The sequence below is a fragment of the Pseudomonas yamanorum genome, from assembly GCF_900105735.1.
GTDB classification, from domain to species: Bacteria; Pseudomonadota; Gammaproteobacteria; order Pseudomonadales; family Pseudomonadaceae; genus Aquipseudomonas; species Aquipseudomonas yamanorum.
On sequence record NZ_LT629793.1, the window covers coordinates 407,331 to 422,271 of the forward strand.

At 62.1% G+C, this 14,941-nt stretch carries 13 protein-coding genes and 1 pseudogene; 4 read left to right on the plus strand and 10 right to left on the minus strand.

Annotated features, from left to right (window positions below):
• Positions 1 to 194: 194 nt before the first annotated feature.
• Positions 195 to 2,483: a 5-methyltetrahydropteroyltriglutamate--homocysteine S-methyltransferase gene (metE, locus tag BLU46_RS01970; protein WP_093197838.1), complete on the minus strand. Its 2,289-nt coding sequence runs from the start codon at positions 2,481 to 2,483 to the stop codon at positions 195 to 197.
• A 213-nt stretch (positions 2,484 to 2,696) separates the two neighbouring features.
• Between metE and BLU46_RS33355 the strand changes: the two genes are divergently transcribed.
• Entirely contained in the window at positions 2,697 to 2,822 is a 126-nt protein-coding gene (locus BLU46_RS33355) for a hypothetical protein (RefSeq protein ID WP_017475098.1), read from the plus strand.
• 1 nt (position 2,823) lies between these two features.
• On the opposite strand, the gene BLU46_RS01975 is transcribed toward BLU46_RS33355, so the two are convergent.
• Positions 2,824 to 3,669: a LysR family transcriptional regulator gene (locus tag BLU46_RS01975; RefSeq protein WP_231988859.1), complete on the minus strand. Its 846-nt coding sequence runs from the start codon at positions 3,667 to 3,669 to the stop codon at positions 2,824 to 2,826.
• Positions 3,670 to 3,690: 21 nt separating this feature from the next.
• The gene (locus tag BLU46_RS01980; protein WP_093197845.1) at positions 3,691 to 4,581 is read right to left on the minus strand and encodes a LysR substrate-binding domain-containing protein; all 891 of its coding nucleotides are present in this window, start codon (positions 4,579 to 4,581) and stop codon (positions 3,691 to 3,693) included.
• A gap of 117 nt (positions 4,582 to 4,698) precedes the next feature.
• On the opposite strand from BLU46_RS01980, the gene BLU46_RS01985 reads away from it, so the two are divergent.
• The 3 genes from BLU46_RS01985 to BLU46_RS01995 are packed head-to-tail and all read left to right on the plus strand — an operon-like array spanning position 4,699 to position 7,620.
• Positions 4,699 to 6,000: an NAD(P)/FAD-dependent oxidoreductase gene (locus tag BLU46_RS01985; RefSeq protein WP_093197850.1), complete on the plus strand. Its 1,302-nt coding sequence runs from the start codon at positions 4,699 to 4,701 to the stop codon at positions 5,998 to 6,000.
• Between the two features lie 29 nt (positions 6,001 to 6,029).
• Positions 6,030 to 7,118: a polyamine ABC transporter substrate-binding protein gene (locus tag BLU46_RS01990; protein WP_093197855.1), complete on the plus strand. Its 1,089-nt coding sequence runs from the start codon at positions 6,030 to 6,032 to the stop codon at positions 7,116 to 7,118.
• A 52-nt stretch (positions 7,119 to 7,170) separates the two neighbouring features.
• Positions 7,171 to 7,620: a GNAT family N-acetyltransferase gene (locus BLU46_RS01995; RefSeq protein ID WP_093197861.1), complete on the plus strand. Its 450-nt coding sequence runs from the start codon at positions 7,171 to 7,173 to the stop codon at positions 7,618 to 7,620.
• Positions 7,621 to 7,665: 45 nt separating this feature from the next.
• Here BLU46_RS01995 and BLU46_RS02000 read toward each other — a convergent pair whose 3' ends face one another.
• The 7 genes and pseudogenes from BLU46_RS02000 to BLU46_RS02030 form a co-directional block, all read right to left on the minus strand.
• A complete protein-coding gene (locus tag BLU46_RS02000; RefSeq protein WP_093197866.1) occupies positions 7,666 to 8,985 on the minus strand; it encodes an OprD family porin in 1,320 nt (439 codons plus the stop codon).
• 148 nt (positions 8,986 to 9,133) lie between these two features.
• Positions 9,134 to 9,967 carry a phosphodiesterase gene (locus BLU46_RS02005; RefSeq protein WP_093197871.1) on the minus strand — a complete coding sequence of 278 codons (834 nt, stop codon included), beginning with the start codon at positions 9,965 to 9,967 and terminating at the stop codon, positions 9,134 to 9,136.
• 16 nt (positions 9,968 to 9,983) lie between these two features.
• Positions 9,984 to 11,015, minus strand: a complete 1,032-nt coding sequence (locus BLU46_RS02010; protein WP_063030939.1) for an ABC transporter ATP-binding protein — start codon at positions 11,013 to 11,015, stop codon at positions 9,984 to 9,986.
• Complete coding sequence (locus BLU46_RS02015) at positions 11,012 to 11,806, minus strand: ABC transporter permease (RefSeq protein WP_017475090.1); 795 nt, start codon at positions 11,804 to 11,806, stop codon at positions 11,012 to 11,014. Before BLU46_RS02015 ends, BLU46_RS02010 begins: the two co-directional genes overlap by 4 nt.
• Complete coding sequence (locus BLU46_RS02020) at positions 11,803 to 12,624, minus strand: ABC transporter permease (protein WP_093197874.1); 822 nt, start codon at positions 12,622 to 12,624, stop codon at positions 11,803 to 11,805. Before BLU46_RS02020 ends, BLU46_RS02015 begins: the two co-directional genes overlap by 4 nt.
• Complete coding sequence (locus BLU46_RS02025; protein WP_093197878.1) at positions 12,625 to 13,629, minus strand: ABC transporter substrate-binding protein; 1,005 nt, start codon at positions 13,627 to 13,629, stop codon at positions 12,625 to 12,627.
• Positions 13,613 to 14,633 (minus strand): annotated as a pseudogene (locus BLU46_RS02030) (LacI family DNA-binding transcriptional regulator). Before BLU46_RS02030 ends, BLU46_RS02025 begins: the two are co-directional and overlap by 17 nt.
• Between the last annotated feature and the right edge of the window lie 308 nt (positions 14,634 to 14,941).

A 14,941-nucleotide genomic window follows, 5' to 3' on the forward strand; every position in this document is an offset into this window, starting at 1 on the left:
ATCGCATTCTAGTCTGCAAGGGTCGTAACTGGCAATTTCACAGTTTTTTGAGCGCTGTAGATTCCTGTGGGAGCTGGCTTGCCTTCGAGAGCGGTGTATCAGTCGCCGAAGGTGCAAACTGGCCTACCGCTATCGCAGGCAAGCCAGCTCCCACATTTTTGATCTTCACCCGGCGTGTGATTCCGGGTGTTGGATCAGGCCAATTCAGCCCGCAGTTGACGCGCTGCAGTCACCATGTGAATCAGCGCCGCTTCAGTCTCCGGCCAGCCACGGGTTTTCAGGCCGCAATCCGGGTTGACCCACAGGCGTTCGGCCGGGATGCGTTTGGCTGCCTTGCGCAGCAGGTTGGCCATTTCCGAGGCATCCGGCACCCGTGGCGAGTGGATGTCGTACACCCCAGGACCAATGTCGTTCGGGTAGGCGAAGGCTTCGAACGCCTCCAGCAGTTCCATGTCCGAGCGCGAGGTTTCGATGGTGATCACGTCGGCATCCATCGCCGCGATGGACTCGATCACATCGTTGAACTCGCTGTAGCACATGTGGGTGTGGATCTGGGTTTCGTCGCGCACACCGGAGGCGCACAGGCGGAAGACTTCGGTGGCCCAGTCCAGGTATTCCTTCCACTGCGCCCGGCGCAACGGCAAGCCTTCGCGGAACGCGGCTTCGTCGATCTGTACGATCTTGATCCCGGCGGCTTCCAGGTCCACCACTTCGTCACGAATCGCCAGGGCCAGTTGGCGCGCCTGTTCTTCGCGGCTTACATCTTCCCGGGGGAACGACCACATCAGCATGGTCACCGGGCCGGTCAGCATGCCCTTCATCACCTTGTTGGTCAGGCCTTGGGCGTAGCGGATCCACTCCACGGTCATGGCTTTCGGGCGGCTCAGGTCACCAAAAATCACTGCGGGTTTCACGCAACGGGAACCGTAGCTCTGTACCCAGCCGAAGCGGGTAAATACATAACCGTCCAACTGCTCGGCGAAGTATTCGACCATGTCGTTGCGTTCGGCCTCACCGTGCACCAGTACGTCCAGGCCAAGGTTTTCCTGCACTTCCACCGCGTGACGAATCTCGCTGTGCATGGCTTCGACGTATTCGGCTTCGCTCAACTTGCCGGCCTTGTACGACTGGCGGGCCAGGCGGATCGAGGCGGTTTGCGGGAACGAACCGATGGTGGTGGTCGGGAACAGCGGCAGGTTGAGGCCGGCCCGTTGTTTCTCGATCCGCTGGGCAAACAGCGAGTGACGCTGGCTGTCCTTGGTGGTGATCGCCGCCACGCGGGCCTGCACCGCGGGCTTATGGATACGTGGCGAAGCGGCACGGGCAGTTTGCACGGCGCGGCTTTCAGCCAGGGCGGCGATCACGTTTGGCGCTTCAGGTTGATTCACGGCCTGAGCCAGCACCGCCACTTCTTCGCACTTCTGTACGGCAAACGCCAGCCAGCTTTTCAGCTCGGTATCCAGCTTGTCTTCACGGCCCAGGTCCACCGGGCTGTGCAGCAAGGAGCAAGACGGCGCCACCCACAGGCGATCCCCCAGGCGCTCATGAGCATGCTGCAAGGTGGCCAGGGCTTTTTCCAGGTCGCAGCGCCACACGTTACGGCCGTTGACCACGCCCAGGGACAGCACCTTATAAGCAGGCAGACGATCGAGGATGGTCGGATACTGATCCGGCGCACGCACCAGGTCGATGTGCAGGCCGTCCACCGGCAGGTTGGCTGCCAGGCCGAGGTTCTCTTCCAGGCCGCCAAAATAGGTGGCCACCAGCTTCTTCAGCGGGTCACGCTGGATCAGGTTGTAGGCACGCTCAAACGCACTTTTCCAATCCTGCGGCAGGTCCAGCACCAGGATCGGCTCGTCGATCTGCACCCACTCCACGCCCAGGTCCGCCAGGCGCTGGAAGATCTGGCCGTACAGCGGCAGCAGGCGGTCCAGCAGGTCGAGCTTGTCGAAATCGCCACCCTTGGCCTTGCCCAGCCACAGGTAAGTCAGCGGACCGATAACCACCGGCTTGACGGTGTGGCCAAGGTCACGGGCTTCCTTGACCTCTTCGAACAGTTGCTCCCAACCCAGTTGGAACTGCTGGTCGGCGCTGAACTCAGGTACCAGGTAGTGATAGTTGGTGTCGAACCACTTGGTCATTTCCTGGGCGTGGGCACCGCCGCAGCAGCTGTCGCTGACGCCACGGGCCATGCCGAACAGGGTGTGCAAGGTGGCTTTGCCATCGGCCGGGCGGAAACGCTCAGGGATCACACCGAACATCAGCGAGTGAGTCAGTACCTGGTCGTACCAGGCGAAGTCACCGGCGGGCAGCAACTCGATGCCGGCCTTCTTTTGCAGGTCCCAGTGCGTCTTGCGCAACTCACGACCTACGGCGCGCAGGCCGGCTTCGTCGAGTTCACCCTTCCAAAACGCTTCCTGCGCTTTTTTCAGTTCACGATCGCGACCAATGCGCGGGAATCCAAGGGAATGGGCAACAGCCATGACGTAAAGCTCCAATGTGTGTGTATGGGAGCTATTGTCGGGATCGGCGAATAGTGAGACAAACTCATTTTATTCCAGATGATCACAAGTTCTACTCATGATATTCGGGCGTTCCTTCGGTTTTGCTTATCACTGAAATAGCTAGCAGCGCCTGTTTTGGTGCGCGATGGCTACCCATACTTTTGCTTCCCGAACACCCAAGGAAGTCCTCACATGGAACCCCATCGAAGTCAGCCTGTAACCGCCCTGCTCGTTCACCTCGCCGCGTTGGGCGTGGCCATCCTCGGCATCAGTAGCCTGGCCCTGCTGATGGCCTGGGCCGGGCGCCTGATGTTCTAGTTCAATCGGCGGGAATATCGGCGCTCAAGGTGCGGATCAGCGCCTGCGCCTGAGTGTCCCGCTGCGCCGTATACAGCACCACTTCACGATTGGGCAGCGGCGGCAGGTCGAAACGCTGCTCTACGTCGACGCAGCCACCGGGCGCCATCCGCCCCACCATCGCGCCGATGCCAATGCCCGCCACCACCGCAGCACCAATCGCCAGGATGCCGCTGCCCACGAATGCCTCTTCCCAGGCGCGGTTCTGCTCGGCCAGCGCCGCCATCACCATGCTGCGCATGCCGCAGGGCTCCGGCTGGATCGCCAGGGGCAACGCCCCGCCCTGGCGTAATTCGAAGTCGTGGGAAGCCATCCAGCCAAAGCGTTCGACGCCCACCACTTCGCCGTCCTGGCGACGGTTGTCGTGCCGCAGGATCATCGCTACATCCAGCTTGCCCTGCTCGTAGTTCATCAACATGTCCCGCGAAGTGCCGAGGCTGAACGCCACGATCACGTCCGGGTCGGTGGTCGCCAAACGCCGCAGCCACAGGCTGAGATCGGCGCCGACAATGTGGTGGCTGACGCCCACGCGCAAGGTGCGTTTCTGCGGGCCAAAACAGTTCATCGCCTCCTGGTAGTTGTCCAGCAAACGGCGCGCGCTGGTCAAAAACATCAGCCCATGGGCCGACAACGTGACCCGTCTCGGCGTGCGCTCCAGCAGCTTGCGGCCAAGGCTTTCTTCGAGGCGTTTTATCTTCAGGCTGATGGCCGCCTGAGTGCCGCCGATGGCATCGGCGGCGCGGGTGAAACTCTTGAGTTCAGCGACCAGGACGAACGCCTGGATGGCGTCGATATCGGGCATTTTCATGGATGAACTGGCGATAGTAAGTTAAGGCGTGACGTTAGCATGCCGCGCCTGCTGCCCAAACCACTGCATGATCAGCGCACAGCCTGGGTGTGACGCCGCCGATGGCTGCAAGCACAATGCATACACCCCGCCGGTCACCAGCGGCTGACCAAACGGCACCACCAACACACCCCGTTCGATCGACTCGGCCGCCAGGGTCAGGTCCGTCATCGCCACCCCAAGCCCGCGGGCGGCGGCATCCAGTGCCAGTTCGTCGAGGTTGAACGGGATATGCCGGTAGTCGTCCAGCGACCGCGCACCATTGGCCGCCAGCCAGGTCATCCAGTCTTGCTTGTCGGCCGAACGATGCAGCAGCGCAAAGTGTGCGAGTTGCTCCACCGAAGCCAGTGGCCCCAAACCCGGTGCGCAGACCGGCACCAATGACTCGTGGAACAAGGTCAGGCGCGCAGGATCGTTGTCGGGTTTGGGCAGGTAAAGGATGTAGGCATCGCTGTCACTCGCCGGCTCGACCACCTCGGTGGCGACGGTCTCGATCGCCAGGGAAATATCGGGATGGTTGCGATAGAAATCACTGAGCTTGGGCAGCAGCCAGCGCACCGCCAGCGACACATGCAGGCGGATGCGAAACGGGCGTTTGTGAGGCGAGAGCCGATCCTCCAGCACCTTCAGTTGCGCCAGGATGCTCCGGGCGCTGGCCAGCACCTGCTCACCTTCAGCGGTCAGGCGCAGGCTGCGGCTGGTGCGGGTGAACATCGGCACGCCGAAATGGCTTTCCAACTGCTGGATTTTGCGGCTCACCGCGCTTTGGGTCAGGCACAGCTTCTGTGCCGCCACGGTGAAACTGGCGCAATCGCTGACTTCAACCAACGCCTGCAAGCCCTGCAACGAAGGCACGTGACGGATGTTATCCATGCATTTTCCGAATAGCTGGATGATTTTATAACGTTGGTTGTATCACCACCGGCCCTATAGATTCCAGCTGTAGCCCGAACTTAGTCATGCGAACAACGCATACAGCCGAGGATCTTCATGGAAAACACATGTGGCTGGATTGCCCAGACTGACAGCCTCCCCGCCCGGGGCCGACTGAGCTGCGTTCAAAGAGCCGACTGGCTGGTGATCGGCGCAGGGATTACCGGTTTGTGTGCGGCCCACACCCTGGCCGAGATGCACCCCGAGGCCCGCATCGTGATCGTCGACCGCCAGCGCGCCGCCCAAGGTGCCTCGGCGCGCAATTCCGGTTTTGTGGTGGCCCATGAGCATCCCGCTGAAAGTGAATTGATGGGCCGCTCTGGCTTCGCCGATTTTGAGGTGGACACCACCATCTCACGCGCCGCCAGTGATGAAGTGCGCAAGCGCATCGCCCGCCATGCCATCGACTGCGATTTCAGGGACAGCGGCTACTTCTTCGCCGTGCACGATCCCGACAAGCTCGAGCATGTGGATGCCAAGTTGGCGACCTTGCGTGCGGTGGGTGCTTCAGCGCGCTTTCTACAGGGTGAGGCGCTCGCACAAACACTCGGCACCGAGCATTACCAGGCCGCCATCTGGTGCGGCAATGGCAACGCCTTGCTGCAACCGGCGAAGTACGTAAAGGGCTTGCTGGAAGCCCTGCCGGACAACGTGACGCTCTATGAGAACACCGACATCACCGGCCTTGAGCGCATGGCCAATGGCGGCATTCGCGCCAACGGCCTGGACGCCTGCATTGAAGCCGGCCAGGTGCTGGTGTGCCTCAACGCCTTTATTCCACGGGTGGGTATTGAAGACAGCGCGACGTTCCCGATGGAACTCAGCGCCAGCCTCACCCGCCCCTTCAGCGATGAGGAATACCGCCGTATCGGCGCGGTGGAACCCTGGGGCGTACTGTCCACCCGGCCACTGGGCGCCACGGTGCGCCTGACGCCGGACCGCCGGGTGATGATCCGCAACACGGCGGAATACCGCACTCGGGATTTGTCCAACGGCGACCTGCTGCACCGGCGCCAACACCACGTGAAGGGATTGCAGCGACGCTTTCCCTGGCTCACCGAACAAGACATCCACTACACCTGGACCGGCCACTTGAGTGCCTCCCGCAGCGGCCAATCGTATTTCGCGCGAGTCGAAAACAACCTGTACGCCGTCGCCGGCTGCAACGGATCGGGCGTCGCCCGCGGCACGTTATGGGGCCGACTGCTGGCCGAGTGGGCGTCGGGCCAAGCCTCGTCGCTCCTGCACTCCGTAATGCTCAGGGCAGAGCCCGGCTGGCTGCCGCCCCGGCCGTTGTTCGACATCGGTGCCATGCTGCGTATGCGCGTGGAAACGGTCCGGGCTCGGACAGAAATCTAGAACAAAAAACCTCAACAAAGGTGATTCACATGCACATCAACAGTCTGTCCCTGGCGGTCATCCTCAGCGCGCTCCCGGCGGCCGTGTACGCCGCCGAAGAAGTGAATATTTCCAACTGGAACGGCTACATCGCCGACGACACCTTGACCCGCTTCACCCAGGAGACCGGGATCAAGGCGACCTACGACATTCACGACAGCAACGAAGTGCTGGAATCCAAACTGATGACCGGCAATACCGGTTATGACGTGGTCAGCCCGTCCAACCACTTCCTGTCGCGGCTGATCAAGGCCGGGGCGATCCAGAAGCTCGACCGAAGCCAGTTGCCCAACTGGAAAAACCTCGACCCGCTGCTGATGAAGAAGCTGGAGACCAACGACCCGGGCAACCAGTACGGCTTCCCGTATATGTGGGGTACGGCGGGGATTGGCTACAACGTCGAGAAGATCAAGGCGATCTTCGGCACCACCGACGTCACCCATTCCTGGAGCCTGTTCTTCGATGAAAACAACATCAAGAAACTCAGCGCCTGCGGCGTGGCGATTATCGACAACCCCACGCAGATCCTGCCGATCACCCTCAACTACCTGGGCTTGCCTCACCACAGCCACGAACCGGCCGACTACAAAAAGGCCGAACAGGCGCTGTTGAAGATCCGGCCCTACATCCAGTACTTCCACGCCTCCAAGTACATCAGCGACCTGGCGAACGGCAATATCTGCGCAGTGATCGGCTTTAATGGCGACGTCGTGCAAGCCGCCGCCAGCGCCAAGGAGGCGAAAAACGGCATCAACATCGCCTACTCGATCCCGGATGAAGGCTCGACGCTGTGGCTGGACATGGTGGTGATGCCCAAGGGCGCGCCGCACGAGAAGAACGGCTATGCCTATATGAATTACCTGCTGGAGCCCAAGGTGATTGCCAACATCAGCAACAGCATCCACTACGCCAACCCCAACAGCGCCGCGGATGAGTTTGTGACTCCCGAGGTAAAGCAAGACCTGGCGATCTACCCGTCGAAAAGCGTGATGGACAAGCTGTTCATCGTCGAAGACCTGCCGCCGGCGATTGCGCGGCTGGCCACTCGGTTGTGGACCAAGTTGAAGACCAATACGTGATACCGGGAGAGCGTTATAGTCGCTGCATTGAACAGGGAATTGAGTCAATACAGTGGATAGATCAACGGACGGTTTGTCGATACGCGCCCTCTCGGCGTTGCCGGAAGAGATCCTGATACTGGAAGCAGAAGCCGTCGCCGAAGGGTTCAGGTTTCTCACGCGACTCGTTGCAGAGTGGCACAGCGGCGCCAACCGGTTCGACCAGCCAGGCGAATGTCTTTTGGGCGTATTCAGCAACGAGCAGTTGATCGCCGTTGGCGGGCTGTCCTATGACCCTTACGCCGGTCCGGAGGTTGGCAGGCTGCGCCGGGTGTACGTCGCACGGGCTTCGAGGGAACGGCATGTAGGCAAGGCGTTGGTGGGCCAACTGCTGGAACGCGCTGCGCAGCAGTTCCGTGTTGTGCGCCTGTCTACCGACACCCACGAAGGCGCCGCCTTTTATCTGCGCTGCGGGTTTGAGTCGATACAGGATGAGCATGCAACGCACATGAAGTCGCTATAAACGCACCAGCCCTCGCCGCAAGGGCTGGTACATGGACTTCAGGATTTACATCAACGGAATCGAGTAGTTCACAAACACCCGGTTCTGGTCCTGATCCCGTGCCACTTCGCTGCGGGACATGCCGTTGCGCCAGCCGAACCCGACGTTCTTGAACGTGCCGCTCTGCACCACATAATCCAGCGAAATATCCCGCTCCCACTCGCTGCCATCGTTGCCGTTGGTGGTGAGGATATGGTCGCCCTTGAGGTACATCACCGAGGCCTTCAAACCGGGTACGCCCAGCGCCGCAAAGTCGTAGGCGTACTGGGCAAAAGCGGTACGCTCACCAGCCTGGATGAAGGTCTGGATGGTTCGGTCGGTGTACAGGTACAGACTCGGGCCCGCCTCGCCTTTGCCCACCAGGCCGCCCTGGTTGAGTTGGGCGAAGTTGCTGTCGTCGGACACGCGTTGGTAGCCCGCTGTGATCGCATGGGGCCCCAGGGAATAGATGAACGCGGCGCTCCAGGTGTCGTTATCGATCTCCCCGGTTCCACCCTTGGTATAGCCGCCAAACTTATAGCCATCGGCACGCCCGGCGGCACTTGCGTTCTTGCCGTCGGAGGTGGTCTTGAAGTAACGCAAGTCGGTTTTCAGCGAGCCGTAGTCGCCCATCGGCAATACGTGCACCAGGCCGGCGAAGTGCTGTTGGTAATAGTCTTCAAGGTTGGCGTAGTAGTACTGCACCAAGAGGTTCTTGGTCAGGTTGTAGTCGGCGCCGCCGTAGGTGAACTTGTTGCTTTCCTGGGTCGCACCGGCCACCGCCAGGCCGCTGGCGTCGCTGGAACCGCGACCCGTCGTATGCTCAAGCTGGCCGCCAATCAGGGTCAGGTTGTCGATGTCGTTGCTGGTGACTTGGCCGCCTTCAAACGACTGCGGCAACAGCCGGCCGTCGTTGCTCACCAGGATCGGCAGGTTGGGGCGCAGGTAGCCGTAGCGCAGCTCGGTCTTGGCAAAGCGCGCCTTCGCGGTCACGCCGCCACGGGCCCAATCGTCCGCAGCCTTGCCATCATCGGTGGGAATCATCGAGCTGCCGACATGCTTCGCCGCGCTGCTGTCGAGGGTCACGCCGAGCATGCCGATGGCGTCCAGGCCAAAGCCGAGGGTGCCGTCGGTGAAACCCGACTGGTAGTTGAGGATGAACGCCTGGCCCCACTCTTCGGTCTTCGACGGTGCAGCGGCGCCGTCGCGGTTGTCGTTGTTGAAGTAAAAGTTACGCATGCTCAAGTTGGCTTTGCTGTCCCCCAGGAAATCAGCAGAAGCCAAGGGACTCAGGGCCATGCCCAGGCCGCCGGTCAATACGCTTAATACATGTAGTGTGGCTTTCATCAGGACGAACTCCGGCGCGCAATCACTGTTGCGGGCGCATAAAAAAGGCAGCAGGAAGCACTCGGCCAAACTTCGGTTGGCCGGTGCGTTAACAACTGTTCAGAAGTGCTCGGGTATTAACTTGGGCGAGATGGACCTCCGGGAAACTTCAGTCAATCAATCCATGAGCGTCATAAAACGGATACGGCCCCGGATAGTCCCCGAATACGCCGTTGTGGCTGACCAACCCTTGCTGTTCATCCCAGCGGTGCAAGAGGTAACCCGCCGGTTCCAGGTTGAAATGCGCTGGAGCAGCCTCCTGTAGATCCAGCACGATTTGATGGGATGTGCCCGGGCATACGCAGCTCACACTGCCGCCGAAACGGCGCTGCATCGGCCGGTGCAAATGCCCACACAGCAGGCGTTCCACCTGAGGGTGACGGGCGATGATCTTTTCCAGCGCAGCGGCGTTGACGAATGGCTCGCGGTCCATATGGCCGATGCCGCTGATAAACGGCGGGTGATGCAAAATCAGCAGGGTCGGCACGTTCGGCTGCAGCGCCAGTTGCTCATCAAGCCACTGCAATTGGCTGTCCAGCAGCTGGCCGCCATGGGCATCGGGAATCGTCGAATCCAGGCCGATCAGCCGCACCGGATAGTCGTCCACCACCCAGTCCAGCGGCCCGTCGGCGCTCGCCGGCAAATAGCGGTGATCACCAAAGGCGTCGAGCAAATGCTGGCGGTTGTCGTGATTGCCCGGCACGAGGTAGCAAGGCATCTGCAAACGGGCCAGTTCGGGGTGCAGCACGGCGTATTCATCGGCGCGACCGAAGTCCACCAGGTCGCCGCTGATCACCACGATATCGGGCCGTGGGTAACTGGCGTTCAGGTGGTCGACGGCACGGCGCAATGCACCGAGGGTGTCGACCACGCCGTAAGTCAGGCGCTGGCCGGCTTTAAGGTGCAGATCGCTGATCTGCGCAACAAGAAACGGACGGTTCAAAATAGGCTCTCTGAAGTCAGGCATGCAGGGTGAACAGCTTGTGTGGGGCGATGGCCAGGGCAATCGGCGCGCCGACGGCGTGAAGCTGGTTGTCGCTGCTGTCCACCAGCAACGGTTGCGGGCCGCCGACATCCACCAGCAGGCGGCTTTGCGCGCCCTGGAAAAACTGCGCCAGCAAATGCCCGTGCAGGTGCCCTTCGCTCTCCATCACCCGCAGGTGCTCGGGGCGGCAGTACACGGTGGCCGGCAGATGAGGCTCGTGCCACGGCAGTTCGCCGCCGCACACTTTCAAGCCATGGGCCGTGCGATCCACCACCGAAAAGGCATTCAGGTTGCCCACAAAGCCTGCAACAAACGCGTTGGCCGGCTGCTGGTAGATCTCCCGCGGGCTGGCCAGTTGCGCGATACGCCCCTGCTCCATCACCAGGATGCGATCTCCCAGGGCCATGGCTTCGCCCTGATCGTGGGTGACGAACACCGAAGTGATGCCGAGGCCGCGCAACAGCTGATCCAGCTCACTGCGCAGGCGCTCACGCAACTGTGCATCGAGGGCGGCCAACGGTTCATCCAGCAACAGTACTTTGGGCCGAGGCGCCAAGGCGCGGGCCAGTGCCACACGCTGGCGCTGGCCGCCCGACAGCTCATGGATGCTGCGCTTGCCATGGTTCTGCAGGCCCACCAGCTCCAGCAGTTCGTCACAGCGCTTGTTGCGCTCTGTCGGCGCGACGCCGCGAATTTTCAGGCCGTAGACGATATTGCCGGCCACATCCAGGTTGGGAAACAACGCGTAATTCTGGAACACCATACCCACATCACGCCGCTCGATGGGCAGGCGCGTGACGTCGGTGTCACCGAAAAAAACCTGGCCTGCATCGGGACGCTCAAGGCCGGCGATCAAACGCAAGGTGGTGGTTTTGCCGCAACCGGACGGGCCGAGAATGGCCAGGGTTTCGCCGCCCTCGATGGTCAGGTCGAGGTTCTGCACGGCAACGGTGCCGTCGGCGAATGCCTTGCGGCAACCCTTCAGGCGAATGGTGATAGCGGTCATCGACGCTCTCCACGGGACAGACGAGCGCTGATGGCCTGCAACGCAATCAGCAGCGGCACGATCATCAGCAAAAAGATAAGGGTGTAGGCGCTGGCGATTTCCAGGCGGGCCGAGGCGTAGCTGTCGGCGAGGCCGACGGGCAAGGTCTTGGTCATCGGCGTGTGGAGCATCCAAGTCAGGTTGAACTCGCCCAGGGACAGGGTCACGACCATCAACACCCCGGCGAGAATCCCCGCCCGGCAGTTGGGCACCACCACACTGAAGAAGCGTCGCAGGGGACCGGCCCCCAGACTCGCAGCGGCCTCTTCCAGCACCGGCAACTGCTGGCGTTGCATCACCGCCATCACCGGGCGCACCAGGAACGGCAAGGTGAACAACACGTGCCCCACCAGGATGAACAACCAGCTGCTGCGAAACCCGCCGAACTGGCCGTAGGTCAGCAACAACGCCAGGGCACTTGCCAGGCCAGGCATGGCCACCGGCAGCACCATCAATTCCTCGAAGGCGCGGCTGAAGCGGTTGTTCATGCGCACAAGGGCGTATGCCGCCGGCACACCGATCACACAGACACACACCGCGCAGGCCAGGGCCAGTTGCAGTGAGAGCCAGACCGTCGGCGAGTAGGCCTGCCAGACCTGGATCAACCAGTCGAACGTCAGGCCGCTGGACAGGCCGACGAAGAAGTTGCGCGTCAGCCCCGCCAGCAATGACATCAACACCGGCACCAACATGAAGGCGCAGACCAGCAAGGTAAACAGCAACTGGATGACAAACAGCGATGAGCGCTTCACAGGACGGTCCCCGCGTTTTTCACCAGACGCCGCGTCAGTAACAACACGGCCCAGGTCACCACGCCGAGCACCACGGAGAGTGCCGCGGCTACCGCAAAATTGGCGTAGTTGGTGAACACGTTATAGATAGCGACGGGCGTCACGTTCAGCCGCGTGCCCAGGGTGAACGCCGTGCCGAAGGCGCCCATGGACGTGGCAAAACAGATCGCCCCGCAGGAGGCCAGCGCCGGCGCCAGGCCCGGCACGATCACGTCGCACACCACCCGCCAATGCCCGGCCCCCAGTGAATGGGCGGCTTCCTCGAGGCTGCGGTCGAGGCTTTCACAGGCTGCCATCACCGTGAGAATCACCCGAGGAATCGAGAAGTACAGGTAGCCGACAAACAACCCCGCCAGCGAATAGGCAAAGATCCAGCGCTCACCGGCCAACTGAAGCCCGAGTGCCGCGAACAAGCCTTGTCGACCTGCCAGCAGGATCACCAGGAAGCCCACCACCACACCGGGGAACGCCAGGGGAAACGTCAACAACGCCACCAGCGCCGAACGTCCGAAGAATTGCTGGCGGGCGAGAAACACGCCCGCAATGCCGCCCACCAGCAGCGCCGCCAACGTCACCAGCACCGCGAGCACGCAGGTTTGCGCCAGGCTGCCCAGGTATTGCGCGCTGCTCAGGACCTGCCAGTAACCGCTGCCGTGGCTGTCGCGGCTTTCACCGCCCAGCACCATCAGGTGCGCCAGCGGCAACAACCAGAACGCGAGCAGCACCGCAAACGCCGGGGCCAGCGCCCAGGCGGGATTTGGCCGCAAGAGTGCCTTCACTTACTTGACCTCACTCAGGTAACGCGCGGCGAAGGCTTCCTGCACGGCGGCCATTTTTTGGTAATCCACCACGCCGGCCCGGGCGTAGTCGCTGTCCGGCAGAAACTGCGCGGCGACGTCCGCCGGCATCTTCACGGGACGGACTGGGCGCAGGTAGGCCTTGGCCCAGAGCGCCTGGCCCGCATCGGACAGAACGAAGTCCAGGACCTTTTCACCGTTGGCGCGATGCGGTGCGTTCGCCACCAGGCTCATCACGTACGGCACGCTGATGCTGCCTTCCTTGGGAATCACGAAGGCGACGTTGGCGTTGTCCTTGTAGCGGGCGCGGTAGGCGTTGAAGTCGTAGTCCACCAGGATCGGCAACTCGCCGGAGAGCACCCGCGCATAGGCGGTTTGCTTGGGCACGATGGGGGCGTTTTTCGCCAGCTTCTGGAAGTAGTCGATGGCCGGGGCGAAGTTATCGAGGTCGCCGCCCATGGCGCGGTTGATCGCCACCGCCGAGACGTAGCCGACGAAAGCGCTGGACGGATCGAGGTAACCGACCATGCCTTTGTACTCAGGCTTGAGCAGGTCGGCCCAGCTTTGCGGCACCGGCAGCCCGCCCAGGGCATCGACATTGACCATGATGCCCAGGGTGCCGGAGTGAATTGCGAACCACTGGCCATCCGGGTCTTTCAGGCCGGCGGGAATCTGCTCCCAGCCTTTGGGTTTATAGCCCTCCACCACTTCGGCCTTCTGCGCTTGCAGGCCGAACGTCACGCCGTAGTAGACGACATCGGCCACCGGCGCGGCTTTCTCGGCCACCAACTGCGCCAGGGACTGGCCGGAGTTCTTGTTATCCAGCGGCACCTGCACGCCGGTGGTCGCTGCGATGGCCTTGAGTTGCGTGCCCCAGTCCGCCCAGTCTGGCGGGCAGTTGTAGCAAATCGCGGTGTCCGCGGCCTGGGCCAGGCTGGCCGTGCCGCACAGCAGCAATGCCGCCAGGGTTTTACTGAGCATGCGCATCAAGCGTCTCCTTTATGGGGTTGGGTACTTTCGCCCGGCCGGACATGGCACGGCAGGCAGTGGGAAGTCGGTGCGTTGCCGGCGATTTGCGCCAGCAGTTGGTCGATCACGGTGCTGGCCAACAGCGCGATGGGCTGCACCACGCTGCACAGCGTCGGGTGCATCTGGGTGCCCAGGGAAATACCGTCAAACCCCATCACCGAGAGTTGTTCGGGCACGTTCCAGGCGTGGCGGCGCAGTTCGGCGATCAGGCTGATGGCGAGAAAATCGTTGGAGCAGACCAGTGCTGTGGGGGCTTGCGGGCCTTGCAGGAAGGGTTCGATGGCGGCGAACTCGGCTTGGGTGTGGGCCGGCATTTCGATCACCGGTTGGCTATCGAGACCGTACTCGCCCATGGCATCGCAATACCCGGCATAACGCAGGCGGGCCCGGTCGGATTGCAACGCGGGTCCGGCGACCATGGCGATCCGGCGATGGCCCGCCTCCAGCAGATAACGGGTCGCGAGGGCCATGCCGGCGCGGTTGTCCACCGAGACGGCGCTGTAGTTGGGGTTGTCAGGTTGGTGGTAGGCCAGCACGAACGGCGTTTCTTCCGTGGCCAGGCTGTGGAGCACGCTGTTGCTTTCGGCGTCGGTGACGGTCAGCACCAAACCATCGACGCGCTGGCGCAGCAGCTCTTCCACCACACTGCTTTCGCGCTCGGCGCTGTAGTCGGTGGTCGCCAGCAACAGGTTATAGCCGCGCAGTCGTGCGGCGCGTTCCATGGCCTGAAACTGCTCGGCGAACACCGGGTTAAGCAGGTTGGGCACCACCACGCCGATCAGGTTGGTGGTTTGCAGGCGCAATTGGCGGCCCAGCAGGTTGGGCCTGAAACCCAGCTCGCGGGCGGCGGCGAATACCTGCTCACGGGTGGCCGGGCGCACTTGTTCCGGGGAGGCAAAGGTGCGGGCGGCGGTGGCGCGGGATACGCCGGCCAGCCGCGCTACGTCTTTCAAATCAGTCATTGTCACTCGCTTGAGATCGATCTCATTGGCGAGGACAGTAACGGGGGAATGTGGCAGTCAGGCGATGGGGAGATGACGGTTTGATGTCAGCGTAGATGCGTTTTTGTTCCCACGCTGATCGTTCCCACGCTCTGCGTGGGAATGCGTCCCGTGACGCTCCGCGTCACCACTGCGCAAGACTTGAACCTTGCATCGCCCGATGGACGCAGAGCGTCCGAGGCGGCATTCCCACGCAGAGCGTGGGAACGATCACCATAGCGGTGTGTCAGGCAACCTGGTTGTCGGCTGTGCCGCCGCCTTCGCGGCCT